General features: G+C 47.4%; 11 protein-coding genes. 5 read left to right on the top strand and 6 right to left on the bottom strand.

From position 1 onward, the window contains the following. Window positions 1–198 precede the first annotated feature (198 nt). On the top strand, window positions 199–3,987 hold the full coding sequence (gene metH, locus ACT53C_RS02560; protein WP_476144680.1) for a methionine synthase: 3,789 nt from the start codon (window positions 199–201) through the stop codon (window positions 3,985–3,987). Between the two features lie 763 nt (window positions 3,988–4,750). On the opposite strand, the gene waaA is transcribed toward metH, so the two are convergent. Then, window positions 4,751–6,016 carry a lipid IV(A) 3-deoxy-D-manno-octulosonic acid transferase gene (waaA, locus tag ACT53C_RS02555; protein WP_476144931.1) on the bottom strand — a complete coding sequence of 422 codons (1,266 nt, stop codon included), beginning with the start codon at window positions 6,014–6,016 and terminating at the stop codon, window positions 4,751–4,753. A gap of 414 nt (window positions 6,017–6,430) precedes the next feature. Between waaA and ACT53C_RS02550 the strand changes: the two genes are divergently transcribed. The 4 genes from ACT53C_RS02550 (at window position 6,431) to ACT53C_RS02535 (ending at window position 12,388) form a co-directional block, all read left to right on the top strand. After that, window positions 6,431–8,596: an adenosylcobalamin-dependent ribonucleoside-diphosphate reductase gene (locus ACT53C_RS02550; RefSeq protein ID WP_275357873.1), complete on the top strand. Its 2,166-nt coding sequence runs from the start codon at window positions 6,431–6,433 to the stop codon at window positions 8,594–8,596. A 202-nt stretch (window positions 8,597–8,798) separates the two neighbouring features. Beyond that, window positions 8,799–9,491, top strand: coding sequence for a TSCPD domain-containing protein (locus ACT53C_RS02545; RefSeq protein WP_476144679.1), 693 nt, complete (start codon window positions 8,799–8,801; stop codon window positions 9,489–9,491). Between the two features lie 175 nt (window positions 9,492–9,666). After that, window positions 9,667–11,403, top strand: a complete 1,737-nt coding sequence (locus tag ACT53C_RS02540; protein WP_476144678.1) for a ParB N-terminal domain-containing protein — start codon at window positions 9,667–9,669, stop codon at window positions 11,401–11,403. Between the two features lie 4 nt (window positions 11,404–11,407). Next, window positions 11,408–12,388, top strand: coding sequence for an HNH endonuclease (locus ACT53C_RS02535; RefSeq protein WP_476144676.1), 981 nt, complete (start codon window positions 11,408–11,410; stop codon window positions 12,386–12,388). A 103-nt stretch (window positions 12,389–12,491) separates the two neighbouring features. Here ACT53C_RS02535 and dndE read toward each other — a convergent pair whose 3' ends face one another. The 5 genes from dndE to ACT53C_RS02510 form a co-directional block, all read right to left on the bottom strand. Continuing rightward, window positions 12,492–12,887 (bottom strand): DNA sulfur modification protein DndE, encoded by a 396-nt coding sequence (gene dndE, locus ACT53C_RS02530; RefSeq protein ID WP_476144675.1) that lies wholly within the window; start codon window positions 12,885–12,887, stop codon window positions 12,492–12,494. Continuing rightward, window positions 12,884–14,875, bottom strand: a complete 1,992-nt coding sequence (dndD, locus tag ACT53C_RS02525; protein ID WP_476144674.1) for a DNA sulfur modification protein DndD — start codon at window positions 14,873–14,875, stop codon at window positions 12,884–12,886. Before dndD ends, dndE begins: the two co-directional genes overlap by 4 nt. A 3-nt stretch (window positions 14,876–14,878) precedes the next feature. Beyond that, on the bottom strand, window positions 14,879–16,363 hold the full coding sequence (gene dndC, locus ACT53C_RS02520; protein ID WP_476144673.1) for a DNA phosphorothioation system sulfurtransferase DndC: 1,485 nt from the start codon (window positions 16,361–16,363) through the stop codon (window positions 14,879–14,881). Window positions 16,364–16,374: 11 nt separating this feature from the next. After that, window positions 16,375–17,475 carry a DNA sulfur modification protein DndB gene (gene dndB / locus ACT53C_RS02515; RefSeq protein WP_476144672.1) on the bottom strand — a complete coding sequence of 367 codons (1,101 nt, stop codon included), beginning with the start codon at window positions 17,473–17,475 and terminating at the stop codon, window positions 16,375–16,377. A gap of 95 nt (window positions 17,476–17,570) precedes the next feature. Then, entirely contained in the window at window positions 17,571–18,350 is a 780-nt protein-coding gene (locus ACT53C_RS02510) for a DUF1223 domain-containing protein (protein ID WP_476144671.1), read from the bottom strand. Window positions 18,351–18,484 lie beyond the last annotated feature (134 nt).

The following is an 18,484-nucleotide window of genomic DNA, read 5'->3' as shown; positions in this document are numbered from 1 at the left end:
TGTGTGGTCCCTGCGTGATGGATAAAGCCACACGCCCTTGAATCAGCGCTATGTTAAATGCATTTTTTTATTTCGCCTATCCGGTTTAGGCGAGCTCGGGATTTCCACCCAATGCTCCAGATTACGCCTTGCGCCGACAGGCAAGGAGCCGCCTTGTGCTTGTGATAAAATATTACTTTTGTTTTCAAGTTGATACGCATGACGCAACTGCCGGTTTCCGCGACTGAACAATGGCTCCGTGAGGCGCTTTCCCAACGCATCCTGATTCTGGATGGTGCCATGGGTACCATGATCCAGCGCTACAAATTGACCGAAGCCGATTACCGTGGTGAGCGCTTCAAGGATTTTCAGGGGCCTGCCGGTGAGCGCGAGCTGTTTGTCAAAGGCAACAACGAGCTGCTGACACTCACGCAACCGCAGGTGATCCAGGAAATTCACGAGCAGTACCTGGCCGCGGGCGCCGACATCATTGAAACCAATACCTTTGGTGCCACCAGCGTCGCGCAAGATGATTACCATATGGCGCATCTGGTGTACGAGATGAACGTACAGGCCGCAAAACTGGCCAAGGCCGCCTGCGTCAAATACAGCACGCCGGATAAGCCGCGTTTTGTGGCAGGCGCCCTCGGGCCCACGCCAAAAACCGCGTCCATCTCGCCGGATGTCAACGACCCCGCGGCCCGTAACGTCAGCTTTGACCAGCTGGTGACCTCTTACCTGGAGCAAATTCGTGGCCTGGTCGAAGGCGGGGCAGATATCCTCATGGTGGAAACCATTTTTGATACGCTTAACTGCAAGGCCGCGCTGTTTGCCATCGACAGTTTCTTTGAAGAACAGGGCAAGACCTGGCCGATCATGATCTCGGGTACCGTGACTGATGCCTCTGGCCGCATCCTGTCCGGCCAGACCGTGACTGCCTTCTGGCATTCGGTACGCCACGCCAAACCGCTGACCGTCGGCCTCAACTGTGCACTGGGTGCGACCCTGATGCGCCCGTATGCCGAAGAACTCAGCAAAGTGGCCGATACCTTTGTCTGTATCTACCCCAATGCTGGTTTGCCCAACCCGATGTCTGATACCGGCTTTGATGAGACGCCCGACATCACCGCCAGCCTGGTCAAAGAATTTGCGCAAAGCGGCTTTATCAATATTGCCGGTGGCTGCTGCGGGACTACGCCGCCACATATCAACGCCATTTATAACGCGATTAAAGACCTGCCACCACGCCAGGTGCCCACCTTACCGGTGACGACCAAGCTGTCAGGCCTGGAACCGTTTGTGATTGATGAACAATCCTTATTCGTTAACGTGGGTGAGCGGACCAACGTCACCGGCTCCAAAGCGTTTGCGCGCATGATCATCAACGAGCAATACGAAGAAGCGCTGAGCGTGGCGCGCCAGCAGGTGGAAAACGGCGCCCAGGTCATCGATATCAATATGGACGAGGGTATGCTGGATGCGGTTAAGGCCATGACGCACTTCCTCAATCTGGTTGCCTCCGAGCCGGACATTGCCCGTGTGCCCATCATGATCGACTCCTCTAAATGGAACGTGATTGAAGCCGGCCTCAAGTGTGTGCAGGGCAAAGCGATTGTGAACTCGATTTCGATGAAAGAAGGCGAAGCGGAGTTTTTGCGCCAGGCCAAATTGTGCCGCCGCTACGGCGCTTCCGTCATCGTCATGGCGTTTGATGAAAAAGGCCAGGCCGACACCTTTGCGCGTAAAACTGAGATCTGCAAGCGGGCGTATGACTTGTTAGTGAGCACTGGCTTCCCGCCCGAAGACATTATTTTTGACCCGAATATTTTCGCCATTGCCACCGGCATCGAAGAGCACAACAACTACGCGGTGGACTTTATTGAAGCCACGCGCTGGATCAAGCAAAACCTGCCATATGCCCGCATTTCCGGCGGCGTATCCAACGTGAGTTTCAGCTTCCGCGGCAATGAGCCTGCGCGTGAAGCCATTCATACCGTGTTCCTCTACCATGCGATTAAAGCCGGCATGACCATGGGCATCGTCAACGCAGGCATGGTCGGTGTGTATGACGATATTGAGCCTGAGCTACGCGAGCGCGTCGAAGACGTGGTGCTTAATCGCGTGGTGGACCCTGAGAATCCATTAGTTGCCACCGAGCGTATGATCGAAATCGCTGGCACACTGGTCGCAGGTGGTAAAAAACAAGAGGCCACACTGGCCTGGCGAGGTACCCCTGAAAACCCGGTGCCTGCCAACAAGCGCCTTGAGTATGCGCTGGTGCATGGCATTACCGACTTTATCGTCGCCGACACTGAAGAAGTGCGTCAGGAGATCATGAGCAAGGGTGGCCGCCCGATTCACGTGATTGAAGGGCCGCTCATGGACGGCATGAACGTAGTCGGTGACCTGTTCGGCCAGGGCAAGATGTTTTTGCCGCAGGTGGTGAAGTCCGCGCGTGTGATGAAGTCTGCCGTCGCGCACCTGATTCCGTTTATTGAGGAAGAAAAAGCCGCCGAAGAACGCCGCACCGGCATGGTCGCCAAGCCCAAGGGCAAGGTAGTGATTGCCACGGTCAAAGGCGATGTGCACGATATTGGCAAAAACATTGTCTCGGTGGTGTTGCAGTGCAACAACTTCGAGGTGGTGAACATGGGCGTCATGGTGCCCGCCGCTGAAATCCTGGAGATGGCCAAACGCGAGAATGCCGACATCATCGGCCTGAGTGGACTGATTACACCATCGCTCGAAGAAATGGCCTATATCGCCAAAGAGATGCAGCGCGATCCGCACTTTGTTGAGCAGCAAACCCCCTTGCTGATCGGTGGCGCGACGACCTCACGTGCGCACACCGCGGTGAAAATTGCACCCAATTACACCGGCCCTGTCATTTATGTGCCCGATGCCTCACGCTCGGTCAGCGTCATGCAAAACCTGCTCACGCCAGAAACGCGCGGGGCTTACCTGGCCGAGATTCAGGCCGACTATGAAAAAGCCCGCCAGCAACACGCCAATAAAAAAGGCGTGCCCATGCTAAGCCTGGCCGAAGCACGCGCCAATGCCGCGCAACTCACTTTCACGGGTGACTATGCGCCACTGAAACCCAAGTTTATCGGCCGCCGCGTGTTCAAAAACATCGACCTCGCGCTTATCGCGCAGTATATCGACTGGGGTCCGTTCTTCCAGACCTGGGACCTGGCCGGGTTTTATCCCGCTATCCTGCAAGATGAAGTCGTCGGCGAAGCTGCCACCAAGGTGTTTGCCGAAGCGCAAGTCATGCTCAAGCGCATCATTGATGGTCGCTGGCTTAGCGCCAATGGCGTGATCGCCTTGCTGCCCGCCAACCAGGTGAATACGGACGATATCGAAATCTACACCGACGACAGCCGCAGCCAGGTCGCCTTGACCTGGTACGGCATGCGTCAGCAAACGCAAAAACCGGTGATCGATGGCATCGCCCGCCCCAACCAGTGCATGGCCGACTTTATTGCGCCTAAAGGGGTCGACGATTACATTGGCCTGTTTGCCGTCACCGCGGGTCTGGGCATGGAAAAACGCCTGGCCGAGTTTGAGAAAAACCACGATGACTACAACGCCATCATGTTCAAGTCACTGGCCGACCGTTTGGCTGAAGCTTTTGCCGAATACATGCACGAGCGTGTGCGCACTGATTTCTGGGGCTATGCCGCCGATGAAGACTTGAGCAACGAAGCGCTGATCAAAGAGCAATACCGCGGCATCCGCCCGGCGCCCGGCTACCCCGCCTGCCCGGACCACACCGTGAAGTCCGAGATGTTCAAGGTGTTGCAGGCAGAAGAAATTGACATGCAACTCACCGACAGCTACGCCATGATTCCGGCGGCGGCTGTCAGTGGCTTCTACCTCGCGCATCCTGAGTCGCGCTATTTCAGTGTCGATAAGATTGGCAATGATCAGGTGGAAGACATGGCACAGAGAAGGAATGTGGATAAAGCTTGGTTGGAGCGGTGGTTAGCGCCAAACCTAGGGTAAAGGGGTTCATTGCACAACAAAAAGCGCACAGTAGTGCGCTTTTTGTTTGGTTTAAACAGTAAACAAAAGCCAGTGCGCTCTGCAATAACGGTAGCGTGGGCATGCATGCCCACGCGGATGATTTCTTGTCGTATGGAATGGTCTTTTTCGCCTCTAGGCGAGTGACTTTTCTTTGCTTGCCCAAAGAATAAGTCACCAAAAGAAATGCACCCTAGCTTCCGCTTGTTCCCTGCGTTGCTCAGTTTAGGACTTTCGTCCGCTGCTTTGCTGGACTTAGGACAAGCGGTCACGAAACTCGACCTGGCAGCTCACAAAATACGTGAGCTGCTGCGGGACTCGAACAGTCGCTCCCTTTATTCTTGTTTTGCCTGCGCTACTCGGCGCGGCAGATAGGCCCGAAAAATCCGTGAGCGCCACCTTTTGTGAATTAAAGAACGAATTTGAGTTTTTGAACGGTCCAAGCTTCAACAGTGAGCGTTTGGCGAGATGAATCCCATCCCATCACGCTTGATTTCATTGCTTGGCAGGCGGAATAAGGTTGCAGCTTGTTTGAATCCCGCAGCAGCTTACGGGTTGTGTAAGCTGCCAGGTTGAGTTCTGCAACCGCGACTGACGAGTAATGAAATCAAGGGAGCCTTTAGGCCGTGATGGCTGGGTGCCCTCTTCTTTGGTTACTTTCTGTGGGGCAAGCAACAGAAAGTAACTCGCCTACGGGCGAAATAAAATGTGGCTTAAACGATGTGATCTACTATTTGCCTAAAAATCACCTTTTCAATAACGGCGCGATCGCCGCCATCAGTCTTCCCGTTGTCCCTCTATGCTGCAAGGTAAACCCCTTCGCTGCCTCCGCCATCGTACGTACTTTCACCTTGTCCGCTGCCAGTGCCGCAATCATCCCATGCAACTCACTTACATCCTTTAGCTGTACCGCCGCATCCGCCATGACCGCCGCTTGTGCCACCTGCGCAAAATTAAACATATGCGGTCCCAGTATGGTTGGCACGCCCATGGCGGCGGCTTCAATCAGGTTTTGCCCGCCCAGCGGCTGCAGGCTGCCGCCCATCACGGCAAAGTCGCTGGCGGCGTAATAGGTGTACATTTCGCCCATACTATTACCAAGTACCACCTGCACATCGTCATTTAAAGGCTGCGTGAGTTTGGTGCGCAACACATAGCGCAGGCCACGGGCTTTGAGCAGCGCCTCCACCTCGGCAAAGCGTTGTGGATGGCGGGGCACCAGCAGGGTGAGCACATTTAGGCCTTGCACGGCGTCGAGAATCATCGATTCTTCGCCTTCGCGTGTGCTAGCAGCTATGCATACCGTGCGCTGAGTGCCTAGTTGCTGGCGCAAGGCCGTCCCTTTGTCGGTGCTGTCTGCGGGGGGCGTGACATCAAATTTGAGGTTGCCGCAAATCATCGGTTGTGCGGCGCCCAGAGTGTGCAGGCGTTCGGCATCGGCCTGGGTTTGGGCGGCGATGAGGGCGAGTTGCTGCAAGCCCTGGCGGGTGAGGCTGCCGAGCTTGGCATAGCCACGCGCGGATTTTTCCGAGAGGCGGGCGCTGAGCAAGGCCATGGGGATGTGCTGGCGGCAGGCCTGGTCAATTAAATGAAACCAGAGCTCGGTTTCCATCAGCACGCCGAATACCGGTTTAAAGTGGTTGAGAAAGCGCCTGGCTGCGCCGGGTGTGTCTACCGGCAAGTAGGCTTGCAGGACACGGCCACTGGCAATCTCGGTGTTGAATAGCTGGCTGCTGGTCGCGCGGCCGGTTGGCGTGCCGTGCGTGATCAGCAGCTGGTGTTGCGGATAGGTGCTCAGCAAGGCGTGAATCAGCGGTTGAGTGGCACGAGTTTCGCCCACCGAGACACAATGCACCCAGATCAGCGGACCACGCACCGATTGGCGGTAAAAGCCGTAGCGCTCAGCCACATGCTGGCGGTATTCCGGCTGCTTGAGGCCGCGCCAGAACAGCTTGAGCGGTAGCAGGACGGCGACCACGGTCATGAGCAGGGTGTAGACAAATCTAGGCATGGCGGTATTTTCGCATATTTGCCCAACACTGACCTGTTGCGTATTGCCGACACCAGCAAAAGCAGGTGAGTGATGACTCACCTATGCCGTAGCGCCTGTTTCTATCACGCTTAAAAAAATGCAAGATGTTGCACGCAAAAAAGCATCAAAAAAAGCGCAAAAAATCGGTTGACGGCAACTAGCTATAGGCATAAATTATCGCCAGCAACACAAGATATTGTGTTTGGTCAGGGCCCGTACCCATATCGCTGTGCAGGCCGGGCAAGCGGCATAAATACACAACAAAGCTTGTCATACCCTGGCCCCGTTCCAAAACGCATCCCGCCCCAGCCGTTGCCAAGCTTGTGGCGGATGTTTGTTGTAATAACCCTGTTTGTCAAACCAATAAGAATCACCAAGGTGTGGGAGAACTCGATGTTAAAAGCTGTTGAACAAAAGAAAGTCCAGTCAGAAGGCGTTGCCGTGGAGATTCCAGTGCAGCCCGTCTCACTCGATATTTGGGACAAGAAATACCGTCTCAAAACCAAGTCGGGCGAACATGTGGATCAGGACATGGACGATTCTTATCGCCGCGTTGCGCGCGCGCTGGCAGACGTCGAGACCACCGAAGAAAAGAAAAATGAATGGCACGAAAAGTTTTTGTGGGCCTTGCGTCGTGGTGCGATTCCGGCAGGCCGCATTACTTCTAATGCGGGCGCGTTAGAACACAAACCCGCCACCTCTACCATCAACTGCACCGTGTCTGGCGTGATTGCAGACAGCATGGACGATATTTTAGGCAAAGTGCACGAAGCTGGCCTGACACTCAAAGCCGGTTGCGGCATTGGTTACGAGTTCTCCACCCTGCGTCCAAAAGGCGCATTTGTGGCCGGTGCCGGTGCCTATACCTCCGGCCCATTAAGCTTTATGGATATCTACGACAAAATGTGCTTCACCGTGTCTAGCGCGGGTGGCCGTCGTGGTGCGCAAATGGCGACCTTTGATATTTCGCATCCAGACGTGACTGACTTTATCAAGGCCAAGCGTGAAAATGGCCGCTTGCGCCAGTTCAACCTGAGCTGCCTCATCACCAAAGAGTTTATGGAAGCCGTGAAAGCCGATGCCGAATGGCGGTTGGCGTTCCCGGTGACTGAAAAAGAAGCCATTATTGACGGCCTCAATGTCAACGACGAGTCACAAGTGGTGTGGCGCGACTGGCCGGTCAAGCACAAATACCTGACCAAAACCGAAGGTCCAGAAGCCGGTAAAGTGGCTTGCCGCATTTACAAAACCATCAAGGCACGCCGTCTGTGGGATGTGATCATGTCTTCCACCTACGACTTTGCCGAGCCAGGCTTTATCCTGATCGACCGCGTCAACGAGATGAACAACAACTGGTTCTGCGAAAACATCCGCGCTACCAACCCTTGCGGTGAGCAACCCTTGCCGCCATACGGCGCCTGCCTGCTGGGTTCTGTGAACCTGACCAAGTTTGTGCGCGAGCCATTCACCGACAACGCGCATTTTGACTGGGACGAATACCGCGAAGTGGTGGCCGTGTTTACCCGCATGCTAGACAACGTGGTCGAAATCAACGGTTTGCCACTGGAGCAGCAACGCCAGGAGATCGCCCGCAAACGCCGTCACGGCATGGGCTACCTGGGCCTGGGCTCAACACTCACCATGCTCAAAATGAAATACGGTGAAGAAGACTCAGTGAAGTTCACTGAAGAAGTGACCCGTATCATGGCCGAAGTGGGCTGGGAAATTGGTGTGCAGCTGGCTGAAGAAAAAGGCCCGGCACCTATCATGGACGAGAAGTTTGAAGTCACCGCCGACATGCTGCGTGTGCGCCCTGAAATGGCCGCCGATGGCATCAAGGTCGGCCAGAAACTGGCCGGTAAAGTGCTACTGGGCAAATATAGCCGCTACATGCAGCAGTTTCCAGAAGGCCTGCGTAACCAGATCGCAACCAAGGGTGTGCGCTTTACGCATCATAGCTCTATCGCACCAACGGGTACGATTTCACTGAGCCTGGCGAACAACGCCAGCAACGGCATCGAGCCTAGCTTTGCCCACCACTATGCACGTAACGTGATCCGTGAAGGCAAAAAGTCTAAAGAGAAAGTCGACGTATTCAGCTACGAGCTGCTGGCTTACCGCGAGCTGGTGAACCCAAACGCCATGCCGTTTAGTGATAAACCAGAAGAGCAGTTGCCGGATTACTTCCTCGATTCATCCACCATCATGGCCAAGGCCCACGTGGATATTCAGGCCGCGGCGCAAAAGTGGATTGATAGCTCCATCTCCAAAACCATTAACGTGCCTACCGATTACGACTTTGAAGACTTTAAAAACATCTACCTCTACGCGTATGACAAGGGCTTGAAAGGTTGTACGACCTTTAGATTTAATCCTGAGGCATTCCAGGGTGTGCTGGTGACCGAGAAAGATTTAGAGAGCACCACGTACAAGTTCACGCTGGAAGATGGTACCGAGATCGAAGCCAAGGGTAATGAAGAGATTGAATATGACGGTGAGATTCACACGGCGGCGAACCTGTTTGATGCGTTTAAAGAAGGATATTACGGCAAATTCTAAATTTAGCCATTTCAAACGACTGCGTTCGTTAATACGTTGTTGCGTTTGAATTTTTAATCCTCATGTACTACTTGTACACTCCGGTTAAAAATCCAAACGCGCCTAGTCTTAACTTCACTCGCTTCGTTTGACTCTGTCTAAATTGCACTATTTTTAATGATTGAATTTATAAAGAACTGATTACTCCAATAGGGAGAACAACATGGCAATCAAGATCGACAAAAAAATCACCGCCTACAAACTGGTGACCGATGAAGACAAAAAAGCAGCCGAGGCCGCAGCAGCGCCTGTCACGAATATTATCCAAATGGGCGAACCATTAAGCCGCCCAGATATGCTTGTGGGTAACACCTACAAGATCAAAACCCCGGTGACCGAGCACGCGCTCTACATCACCATCAACGACGTCATCATGAACGAAGGCACGCCCCAAGAGCACCGCCGCCCGTTTGAGATCTTCATCAACTCCAAAAACATGGAGCACTTCCAGTGGATAGTCGCACTCACCCGCGTGATGTCTGCCGTGTTCCGCAAAGGTGGCGATGTCACCTTTTTGGTAGAAGAACTCAAAAGCGTATTTGAGCCTAGCGGCGGCTACTTTAAAAAAGGCGGCAAATTTGTGCCTAGCCTGGTGGCCGAGATTGGTGAAGTGGTAGAAAAACACCTGCAAGAAATCGGTATGCTGAAAAAACCAGGTTTAGACGAACACCAGCAAAAACTGGTAGAAGAGAAAAAAGCCGAATACCTGGAAAAACACGCCAAGTCAGGTGAAGAATCAAACGAAGAAGGCTTCCCTAAAGGGGCGCAGCTTTGTAAAAAGTGTAATACCAAGGCAAGCATATTGATGGATGGATGTATGACTTGTTTGAATTGTGGGGATAGTAAGTGCGGTTAAATCGAAAAGGGCGGAAGCCCCTTTCGATTCATAGTTTATGTGTTGAAAAATCCGTATAAACTATCTTTTTTCAGTGAGGGTTATAACTGATATCCCTCATCGAGCAAAGATTGATAAACTAGCAAAATATAAAATTTTCTTTCGTATCCACGAAGGACTTCTAAAAGGCTATTTTTTGATGACTGTAATATGTTCTTATCCTGCTGTAAGAATTCAACAAAGTGAAGAGTCAAGCCCTTTAATATTACTTTCTGCACCTGCAACCGAAATTAATAATTGGGCTGGGGTGCCACAAAAGACCAAAATAGATAAAGATCCAAGGTTTGATGTAGAGCTACTCGGTTTCCAACGAGATGATGATCCAAGCAGAACTGAGCAAATTGCAAAGTTTTATTCAGATCCAAGAAATGTTATCCAAAACCCTTTGCTTTGCGCTATCCGGAATCCGCAAGATGTTGAGGTGAGATTCGAAGCTAACAGCACATCAACTTCTTCATCAAGTTGTGTTGGTACCCTAACTATAGAGTATAAAACTCTTAGCGAATTATCTTTATTAGAGTTGCTGAAAGGTACACGTCAATATCTACTCGACAGAGTTAGCACTCTGTCGAGTAGACCAATTCCAACACAGTTGATTCAGAGTTTAAAACAACTCATTGAAATTGAACAGTCCGAAAATGAAGAAGAGCAATATATTGATACAGATACAGAAGAATCTTCAGAAAATGAAGACCTTTTAGAAAATGCTTTATTTTCGGAATCACACATAACAGAATTCTGGGATCAGCTGACCGCTAGAATTGTTCTACTTGAGAAGTTTGATAGTAATACTTATAAAGATGAGTTTCTTGGATTTACGAGACAAGCAATGGAGGTTTACTCCAAACCAATAATATTGGTAGACGGACAACATCGATTGATTGGAGCACTTTGCGCAGCAAAAGATGCTTTAGAGTCCGATCCCACTATTTGGGATATTGCGCAAGCTAGAGCAGATGCTGGGGAAAATCCTTCAGATACACAATCTTATTTGCTTACCCAAAAAGCTCGCCATTTACCCATTTCTTTATTGATGAATGAGAAAGCGGATGAGCATGTTTTCCAATTCGTCGTGGTGAATCAGAAAGCCACTCCCGTGCGAGCTGCATTGTTAGGAACAATCATTTCAACGAGCTTAGCCGATGATGAGCTAGATCGCATATCTGAGCGTCTAGAAAATGCTGGAATTCCCTTGCAAAGTTCTGTCGCTGCAACGTTTTTTGCGAAAAATGAGAGAAGTCCATTTGTAGGACTAGTGGCTAGAGGGCTGAAAGGCGATGGGGCAGATTTACTTCCATGGTCAGTCCTTGGACAATTAATTTCCATATTCAGAAACCTTAGTGGTGCACGTTATTTTCATGACTCAAAGTTAGATTATGCCGATATTTGGAAACGTAAATATTTAGACCAATCGGCAATAACTAATGAGTGGGTTAACAATGAGCAAAAAGATGCATTTTCTTATTGGTCACAGCAAGATGGTCCCTGGAGAGAGGTTTTTATTCATTTCTGGCTATCTGTAAGAAATAAGTTAGGGAACACAACAAACCCGTCAGCAGACAACTACTGGGGTCGTCCACGTTCATCCAATCTTTTTAATAAGCCATCTTTAATGACTTTGACTACTGATTTTTTTGCATATCTTGTAGAGTCAAGGAAAACTATTGATTCTGCAGCGTCGGTTAAAGAAATAGTAGATGATTGGCTGTTTGAGGTTAGTCCCCACTATTTTGATCGTTCCTGGAAATTGGAAGGTGTGAAAAAAGATTCCACAGGCATTAGAAAACAATGGTCGAGTATATGGCATATTTATAGACGGGATCCTAAAACCCTGCCAAACGTAAATAAGTATTCTCAAATTTATAAAGGCTAGATAGTTGCTTGAACTGTTAACCACTTTAGTTGGGGAAGGTATCACCTTCTCCAAAAATGCTTGGGAATATGACGCTATAAAAACTTTATCTGGACGAGATTTTCCCGATATTGTTACTCAAAGAAATCATTCATTACTTAAAGCAGATGTTTATTCACTGTGGTTAAGATGGTTTATTGAGGGCATTTGTAGTCCGACAATATATGTTGAAGATGCCAAGTTAGGGCATGCTCATGTTTTAGCTGACGTGCGTATGCACATAGATAAGCTATTCTCATCAGAAACCAAGCCCCTGAGAGATGCGTTATCCAAAGCTATTGCAAACTATATAATGGAGGAAGTGGGCAGATTAAGAAATCAACGGGTAAGAATTTCCCCTACTAGAGAAAAGAAAGTCGAATTAATTTACGCTGGTACACCTAGATGTTGGATTTGTGGTTTTGCTTTTAGTGAAGAGGCCATTGACAGGTTCTTAAAAAAACCTGGAGCTAACCCGGTTATTACTCCTCCTATAGTGGATATTTTGAGACCCAGAGGATTAAACATTTCCGATGTTTTAATTGAGGTCGATCATGTATTGCCAGTAGCGTCCGGAGGTCTTGCGGACGACAATCTTGCGTTGGCATGTGGCTGGTGCAATCGCTATAAGAGCTCTAGGAGCTCAATCTACGATGTTTCATCCCGCGCTCCCAGAGTTCGATTCTCGTTCAACGGAAACGAAAGATTTGAATTACCTCATCCGTTTTGGGCAGTACGCATATTGGCAATGCGCCCAACTTGTGAGCACAGGGATGGTTGTGAACATTCTAATAAAACTGCGGAATTATTTATTGCGCCATCGAGCTCTACTGGAGCCCCCAATCCTAGTAATTTGCATGTATATTGTAGTGAACATGACCCATTCTCAACAGGGCGCTTAGTTTCTGTAACAGAAGCGAGAAAAGTTTGGGCCGATAGAAAAAAACAAATAAACTTTGCTATCTAAAATTGGCAACTATATAAGAATCCAATCGATATGATCTAGTTTAAAAATTATGCCATTTTTCACATCTCTAATGGGTTAAGTTTTAGTAGCAATTTAAACAAGACTACCCGGACTGAGTCTCAGATGCCAATTCATTTCGCTTAGCAAGATCAATCAGTAGGTCGTCTTCGTTAGTGCTAACTAAATAAGACAAACCACGATGTACATGCTGAGTTAGTAAATGACGAATTGACTCTTGTGTAAGGGGTGTTCCATCTAAAGATAGTCGAAGGACTAGTAAATTTAGATATAAAACTTCATTGTTACCTGTGAAGGTCCTCCAATCTATATCTATACCTCCATTGAATTGATATATCTCCTCTGGAATTTTACTTGGATTTGCCAGCGATAAACATAAAGCGTGTCTACATAAGCCATTGTAGTGTTCAATACCTGTTTTTCTTTTTAGCGTGACTAATTGAGTCTTGGCGGCAGCGGTTAAACGCAATCTATCTATCATAAAGTTATTTCAACCTCCCTGATTTCTTGCCTCGCGCTAGCTGTACTGCTTCTAGTCTCGTTGTCATAAGATAAGAAATATTCTTTGCTAATAAAAGGTCGAAGTATTTTATAAGCGCCAGTATCCACTTCTTTATCTGTAGACAATACCAAAACCTGGTGGGATATTTTTGTAAAAAAGTTGTTTATAAGCGACTCTCTGTGATTGCTATCAAGTCTTGCCAGTGGCGTATCCACCACCACGGGAAACAGGTTTTTGTGATTGCCAATTAGAGCACTTAAAACTGCGATAGCTAGAATCTGGCGCTCGCCCGCAGAAAGCCTTTCTATTGGCAAAACAGTCCCATTTATATCTTCAATAGATACTGCATAAGAAGTGGGGTCGATAATGACTTTCGATACTAATTTCTGCTTATGGAGTAGTCTTTTGAATTCAGATGTAATTAACTCTGAAAGCCAAATAGATTTAGATGCAAGGAGTTTGTCGCGGAATAAAGCCAATGCTTTTTTTGCTCTTACTCCCGACTCTTGGCTTTTCACTTGCCAAGCATGATCGATCAATACTCCCCCCACTCGAAGCCTTGCGGATGATAAGCGGTTTTCAGAATGATTGTAGCTATTAGTTAACTCTTCTATTTTTTGCTGCAGATCTTGAATTTTATTTTCACAAATCGCAACTGATTTTGACTTTGCCTGCAATTCATCAAAAATATCTGATAATTGTTCTTCAGCTGGTATTTGACCTACTAGGTGCTCCATTTTATTAAGAGTAGTTGCTGTCGTCTCAACATTCTTTAATCGCTGCTTTAAGACATTAAGTGCGGTTTCAAGTTGATTTTGAATGTCTGCAAGATTGACTTCATTAATTAATACTGTCTTATGATTTTTATATTGATTAAGACTTGCTACATCCCCTTCTAGCAGCTCCGACAATCGAGAGAATACCTCGGGGGGTATCTGATCATTTATCGATTTAAGAAGTCTAGTATTGCGTTTTTCAAACTCACCAACCAAGAAGTTCGATTTCCGAATATTGCTATCTAGCTCATTTTGCTCTTTATATTGATCCCAAAATCGTCCCAACCAGAGGATAGGAAGTAAGGGGTCCTCTAAACTTTCTGCTAAAGCATGTCTCGCTTTTATATATTGGTTATTTGCAATTTCAAAGTTACTTTTTAACTCTGCGGCTTTTTTAAACGAGTTGATACCATTTAATTGAGCATGTGCTGAAAAGGTGTGGAGATCCTTTTGCGCGCGTTCAAGATCATTTCGTGATTCTGCAAGTCTCTGCACTAGTATGTCTCGTTTAGCAGCTAGCTCATCAAGATTTTTCTCAAGAATTTCGATTTGCTCGTAACTCTTATCATTCTCTCCAACATCGTCTTTACTTTTTAATGCTGCTCGCCGCTCAAGAGCTTTTAAATCTCTGCTTAGTAAATCTAAACCACCTAATCCAAGAAACACTTCAGTTGCACGCCGAAGTAGTTGTGGCAATTTTTCAGGGTTGGCCAGCGCTTCTATTTTCTCGCCATCAAAGAGAAATAGCTGAACTAGTTCTACGGGTAATATTCCGTTAATGAATTCGTCCCAATTTTCTGTAAACTCTAAGTTGAGTTCACCGTTTTGAGTTATCACAAATCGTTCGGACAAGCTTGGATTAGCCGCCCACTGTCGACTTAATAAGACGGATTCTATTTTTTCGCCAACCTCTATTGATAAAGTGATTTCAATGCTCGCTTTGCCATCAGCATCATTACGCATTAACCCAGATACCAATCGCTCATATTCTGAACGGCGTATTGAGTTAACGGCTTTATCTCCATAAAGGCCTATTTGTAATGCTGTGAGCAAAGTGGTTTTACCGCTGCCGTTGAGCGCCTCTATCAAAATGACTGGCTTGCTCGATTGTGAATCCAAGCTCAGTGTTTGTTTTTCTTTAAAGGGCCCAAAGTTCTCAATGGCTATTTGATTAAATGTAATTTTTGCCATGATTTAATATTCTTCTACAGCCTCATCATCCGGACCTTCTTCTATTAAAGCTGAACCCATAGTATTTCTTTCTTGGGCTTTGAGTTTCTGCAATAAAAGGGCAAAATCAAGTGCCTCGTCTTCGGCTCTGAAGCTATGATATTTCAAAGTTTCAGCTAATTTATCTAAATGTTGAGATCGTTTATAGCTCTGTTGAGATTGAAACTGAACCGCGAGTAAGGAACGCATTAACTTATAAAGCTCCTCACTTGCATTTGGGTCCATTTCACTGGCTACATCTTTGAGTATTTCAAAATCGGCTTGATTCAGCGGTACAGACTCCACACGCTTGCCAGGATATGGTATACCAAAAACCTCTTCATATATTTTCGGGACTAGATCCTCAAGCTCTCCCTTTTGCTCTAGCCAAATATTTCTGATTTCATCCAGCTCATCTATCGAAATGAGTTCTATAGATTTGTACCCAGCCACTTTCCCTGCGTTTTGAACAACCTTTTGGGTTGATAACAGCTCTTTTAAAAGTTTCGCTCTGTGACTTTGAACATAAGGACCATGAACCAATCGGCCGTTGTATAACAACAGGCTCCCATCCATTTTTCGGAAATCGCGTAGATGGCGGTCGTTAGTGTCTAAATTGGCATTTCTAAAATCTAATATAGGCTGCATCCATTGCTTTTGTTCATCGTTTTGAATCATAGCCTGCATGGATTTATCTTCAGTAACCATAGTGCAAACGTAGCATCCAAAACGACTATCTCCACAACTCGGCGTAGACTTATCAACGACAATTGGGCACTCTGCATCTGGAGTGGCTCCTCTGTATATATTAAATAACTCTTGGTTATCCACTCCCCATGGATTTGGCTCTGTAATGATGTACTCCCAAACATCATCACTTGACCATGTTTCTACTGGCAAATAAACATATACGCGAGAAAGCTTGGGGTCACTGTTTCTACTTAATCTATCCCGAGAGCTTTTGCTGTACTCTTCCATTACTTTGTCGCGAGCTTGGCTTTCACCTTTACGCTGGCCAAGAACTAGTATTGCCTCACCTTTGGCTTCGGACATGTCCTGAATGAACTGAGTTGATGTGCTGATCTTTAATCGGGATGTGCACCAACGGAATTTATTTCTTGGCGCCGGATAACCCTTACCTATAAGGTTTACCCAAAAGCGATTCTCCAGAGATGGTGTTAAACGATGAGATTGAATAGGAAGCCCCTGGGCTTTAGCAGCTAAATTAATGCATTCCAACGAATTTTCTACCCAAGCAGCAATCACTGGGTTTTCGACTAAAGTGTCCGTGCTAATTACATGAACTTCTTTCTGACGTTTGTCCGATGGTAATGATGCAATAGCATTCCATACAAGCTGTAGTGACGCAGTAGAGTCTTTCCCTCCGCTATATCCCACAATCCATGGCATATCATCAGAAAGATATATATCTTGAATTTCTTTAATTACTTTTGAAACCGGAGTATTCACTCTTAAACCTTCTACTTTGGTAAACGCGACATTTGCAGCATGCTTTCAATAGCTGCTTCATCAGCAGTTAAACTCAGTCCTAGAACGCGTTTTATTTCATTGCTTGTTAACACGACATTTTTTCCTGATTTAGACATCGCACCTCCAATCATAGCTCGCCCCTCCCAAGTTCTAAGATTATGTCTAGACCAATCAATGTTTTTTAGTTTGCTTAATATTTCATGAACGTTGGGATTTTCAAGCTCATAAATTGCCCGACCAACACGGCCAAGTGCTTGTAAAACGATGGCATGAGAATGAATAAAATCCTTTCTAACTTCACCCGCTGTCATTTTTGACTCGCGTACGTATATCCATTCTGGTATTTGGGCGGCCACTATAATCCAAAAGTCATTACACTTTTTTACTGCAGATTGAAAATCCTCAAACTCCTTTTCATGCAACAACTCAATGATGGAAAAATGCAGGGCACTTAATGTAAATAACTTTCTGGAGCGAGCAGATAAAGAGGATCGTTCCGTTTCAATTAGATTGCGGAAAACTGTTGAAGTTAAGCTTAAATGTCGAGCTACATTGGCAGCCATACTACGATGATCATAAAGAATACTTAAAGACGAAGAGGTTTTGACTGCGTATCGATTTAAGTCAGCAAACATTTGCTGACACCTTTCCAATCCGCGATCTATAAAAAAAACCACACCAATTGTTTCATCCCCAAGTTCGGGTTTTATTTGTAATGCTTGCTCTATCGCAGCTCTTCTATGTTGCCCATCATTTACGATGAATTTTGCATCCATCGAAACTCTTAGGGCGCCCATTCGGAAGTTAACAGGGCTGTTATCACTAATAGGATCAAATTGCACTTCACCGTCAATCGAAGCTGTAATTGCAGAGAATGTATAACTATCTGAATTGTCTAGAATATAGCGAGCCATTTCGGGTATTCTTGAGCGATTGAGACTACGTTGTGCCCGCAGCTCAGGCATAAGTTCCTCGTCGTCAAATACAAAAATCTTGCTTAATAGACGTAACGGACACATCGAGATATAAAACTCCCGTCCGGCTTGAACACCCCTTATCGAAGGGAAAGTATAAGTAAAGTCTGTAGTCATATTCCTTTGGAATAATACCATGGTGTTTGTTTGTGAAAAAACAAACGTATGGTAATTTATCGAATTTCTGAGTAGTAATTTGGGTCACAGAAAAGCTAACCTTCACACAACCCCAAACCCAACGCCTGCAAAACCTCCTCCGTTGCTGAATTCTGCACAAATGCGACCACGCTAAGATCGCGCTGCTTCCAGGCTGGTTGAAGCTGGATTTCATGGCTTGCACTTATTTTTCCATCAGCCCCAACCTTAAACGGCCCTAACCACTGGCGCACCACATAATCATGGCGCAGCAGCTCGCCACGGTTTTCACCTGCATTGACAGTGGATTGCAGGTTGTTTTCTTGTAGCGCGAGGTAATAGACCAATGGTCCTGCCTCAGAGGTTTTGATGTTTGTGGATACTTGTACTGATTTTAGTGTGTGGGAATTCACTGCCAAGCGAATTTCAGCTTTGGCGGGCATACGATTGATGCTGGCAATTTCATTCTTCAAGCGCGATTCACTTACCCAACTGCGGGTATCCTGACCATTGATGGCAATTTGTGGGGTATACACACCACGCGCATGCCCTGAGGCGGCCATTTCGCGTTGCCGCCTGGCAAAGGCGGGGTTCGCAAAGTTGTCTTTCCAGCCGATGTAATCCCAATAATCCACATGCAGGGCCATGGGCACGATGTTGCCCAACTGATTGCCTTGCGTTTTCAGGCGCGTTAACCACTGGTCAGCGGGTGGGCAGCTGCTACAGCCTTCTGAGGTATATAGCTCCACCAGGGCATTGGTCTGTGGGCCGCTGACGGCACTGCATTGTGGTTGCGCAAGGGCGTTTGACGCAAACAGGATGGCGTATAAAGCGGTGAGCAGAGATTGTTTGTTCATGACGAGACTCCATCAATTGGCTGGAGTGGATTGGTCGTGTGACTTGTTGATGCCTTACACGTATTTGTTCTCCGACGCAGTTTCAAGACTAAATGTGATAGTTTGTTCAAAATGTACAAAATAGACATTTTGTA

The organism is Methylophilus sp. DMC14 (genome assembly GCF_056314085.1).
This window is presented reverse-complemented; position numbering and strand designations above follow the sequence as displayed.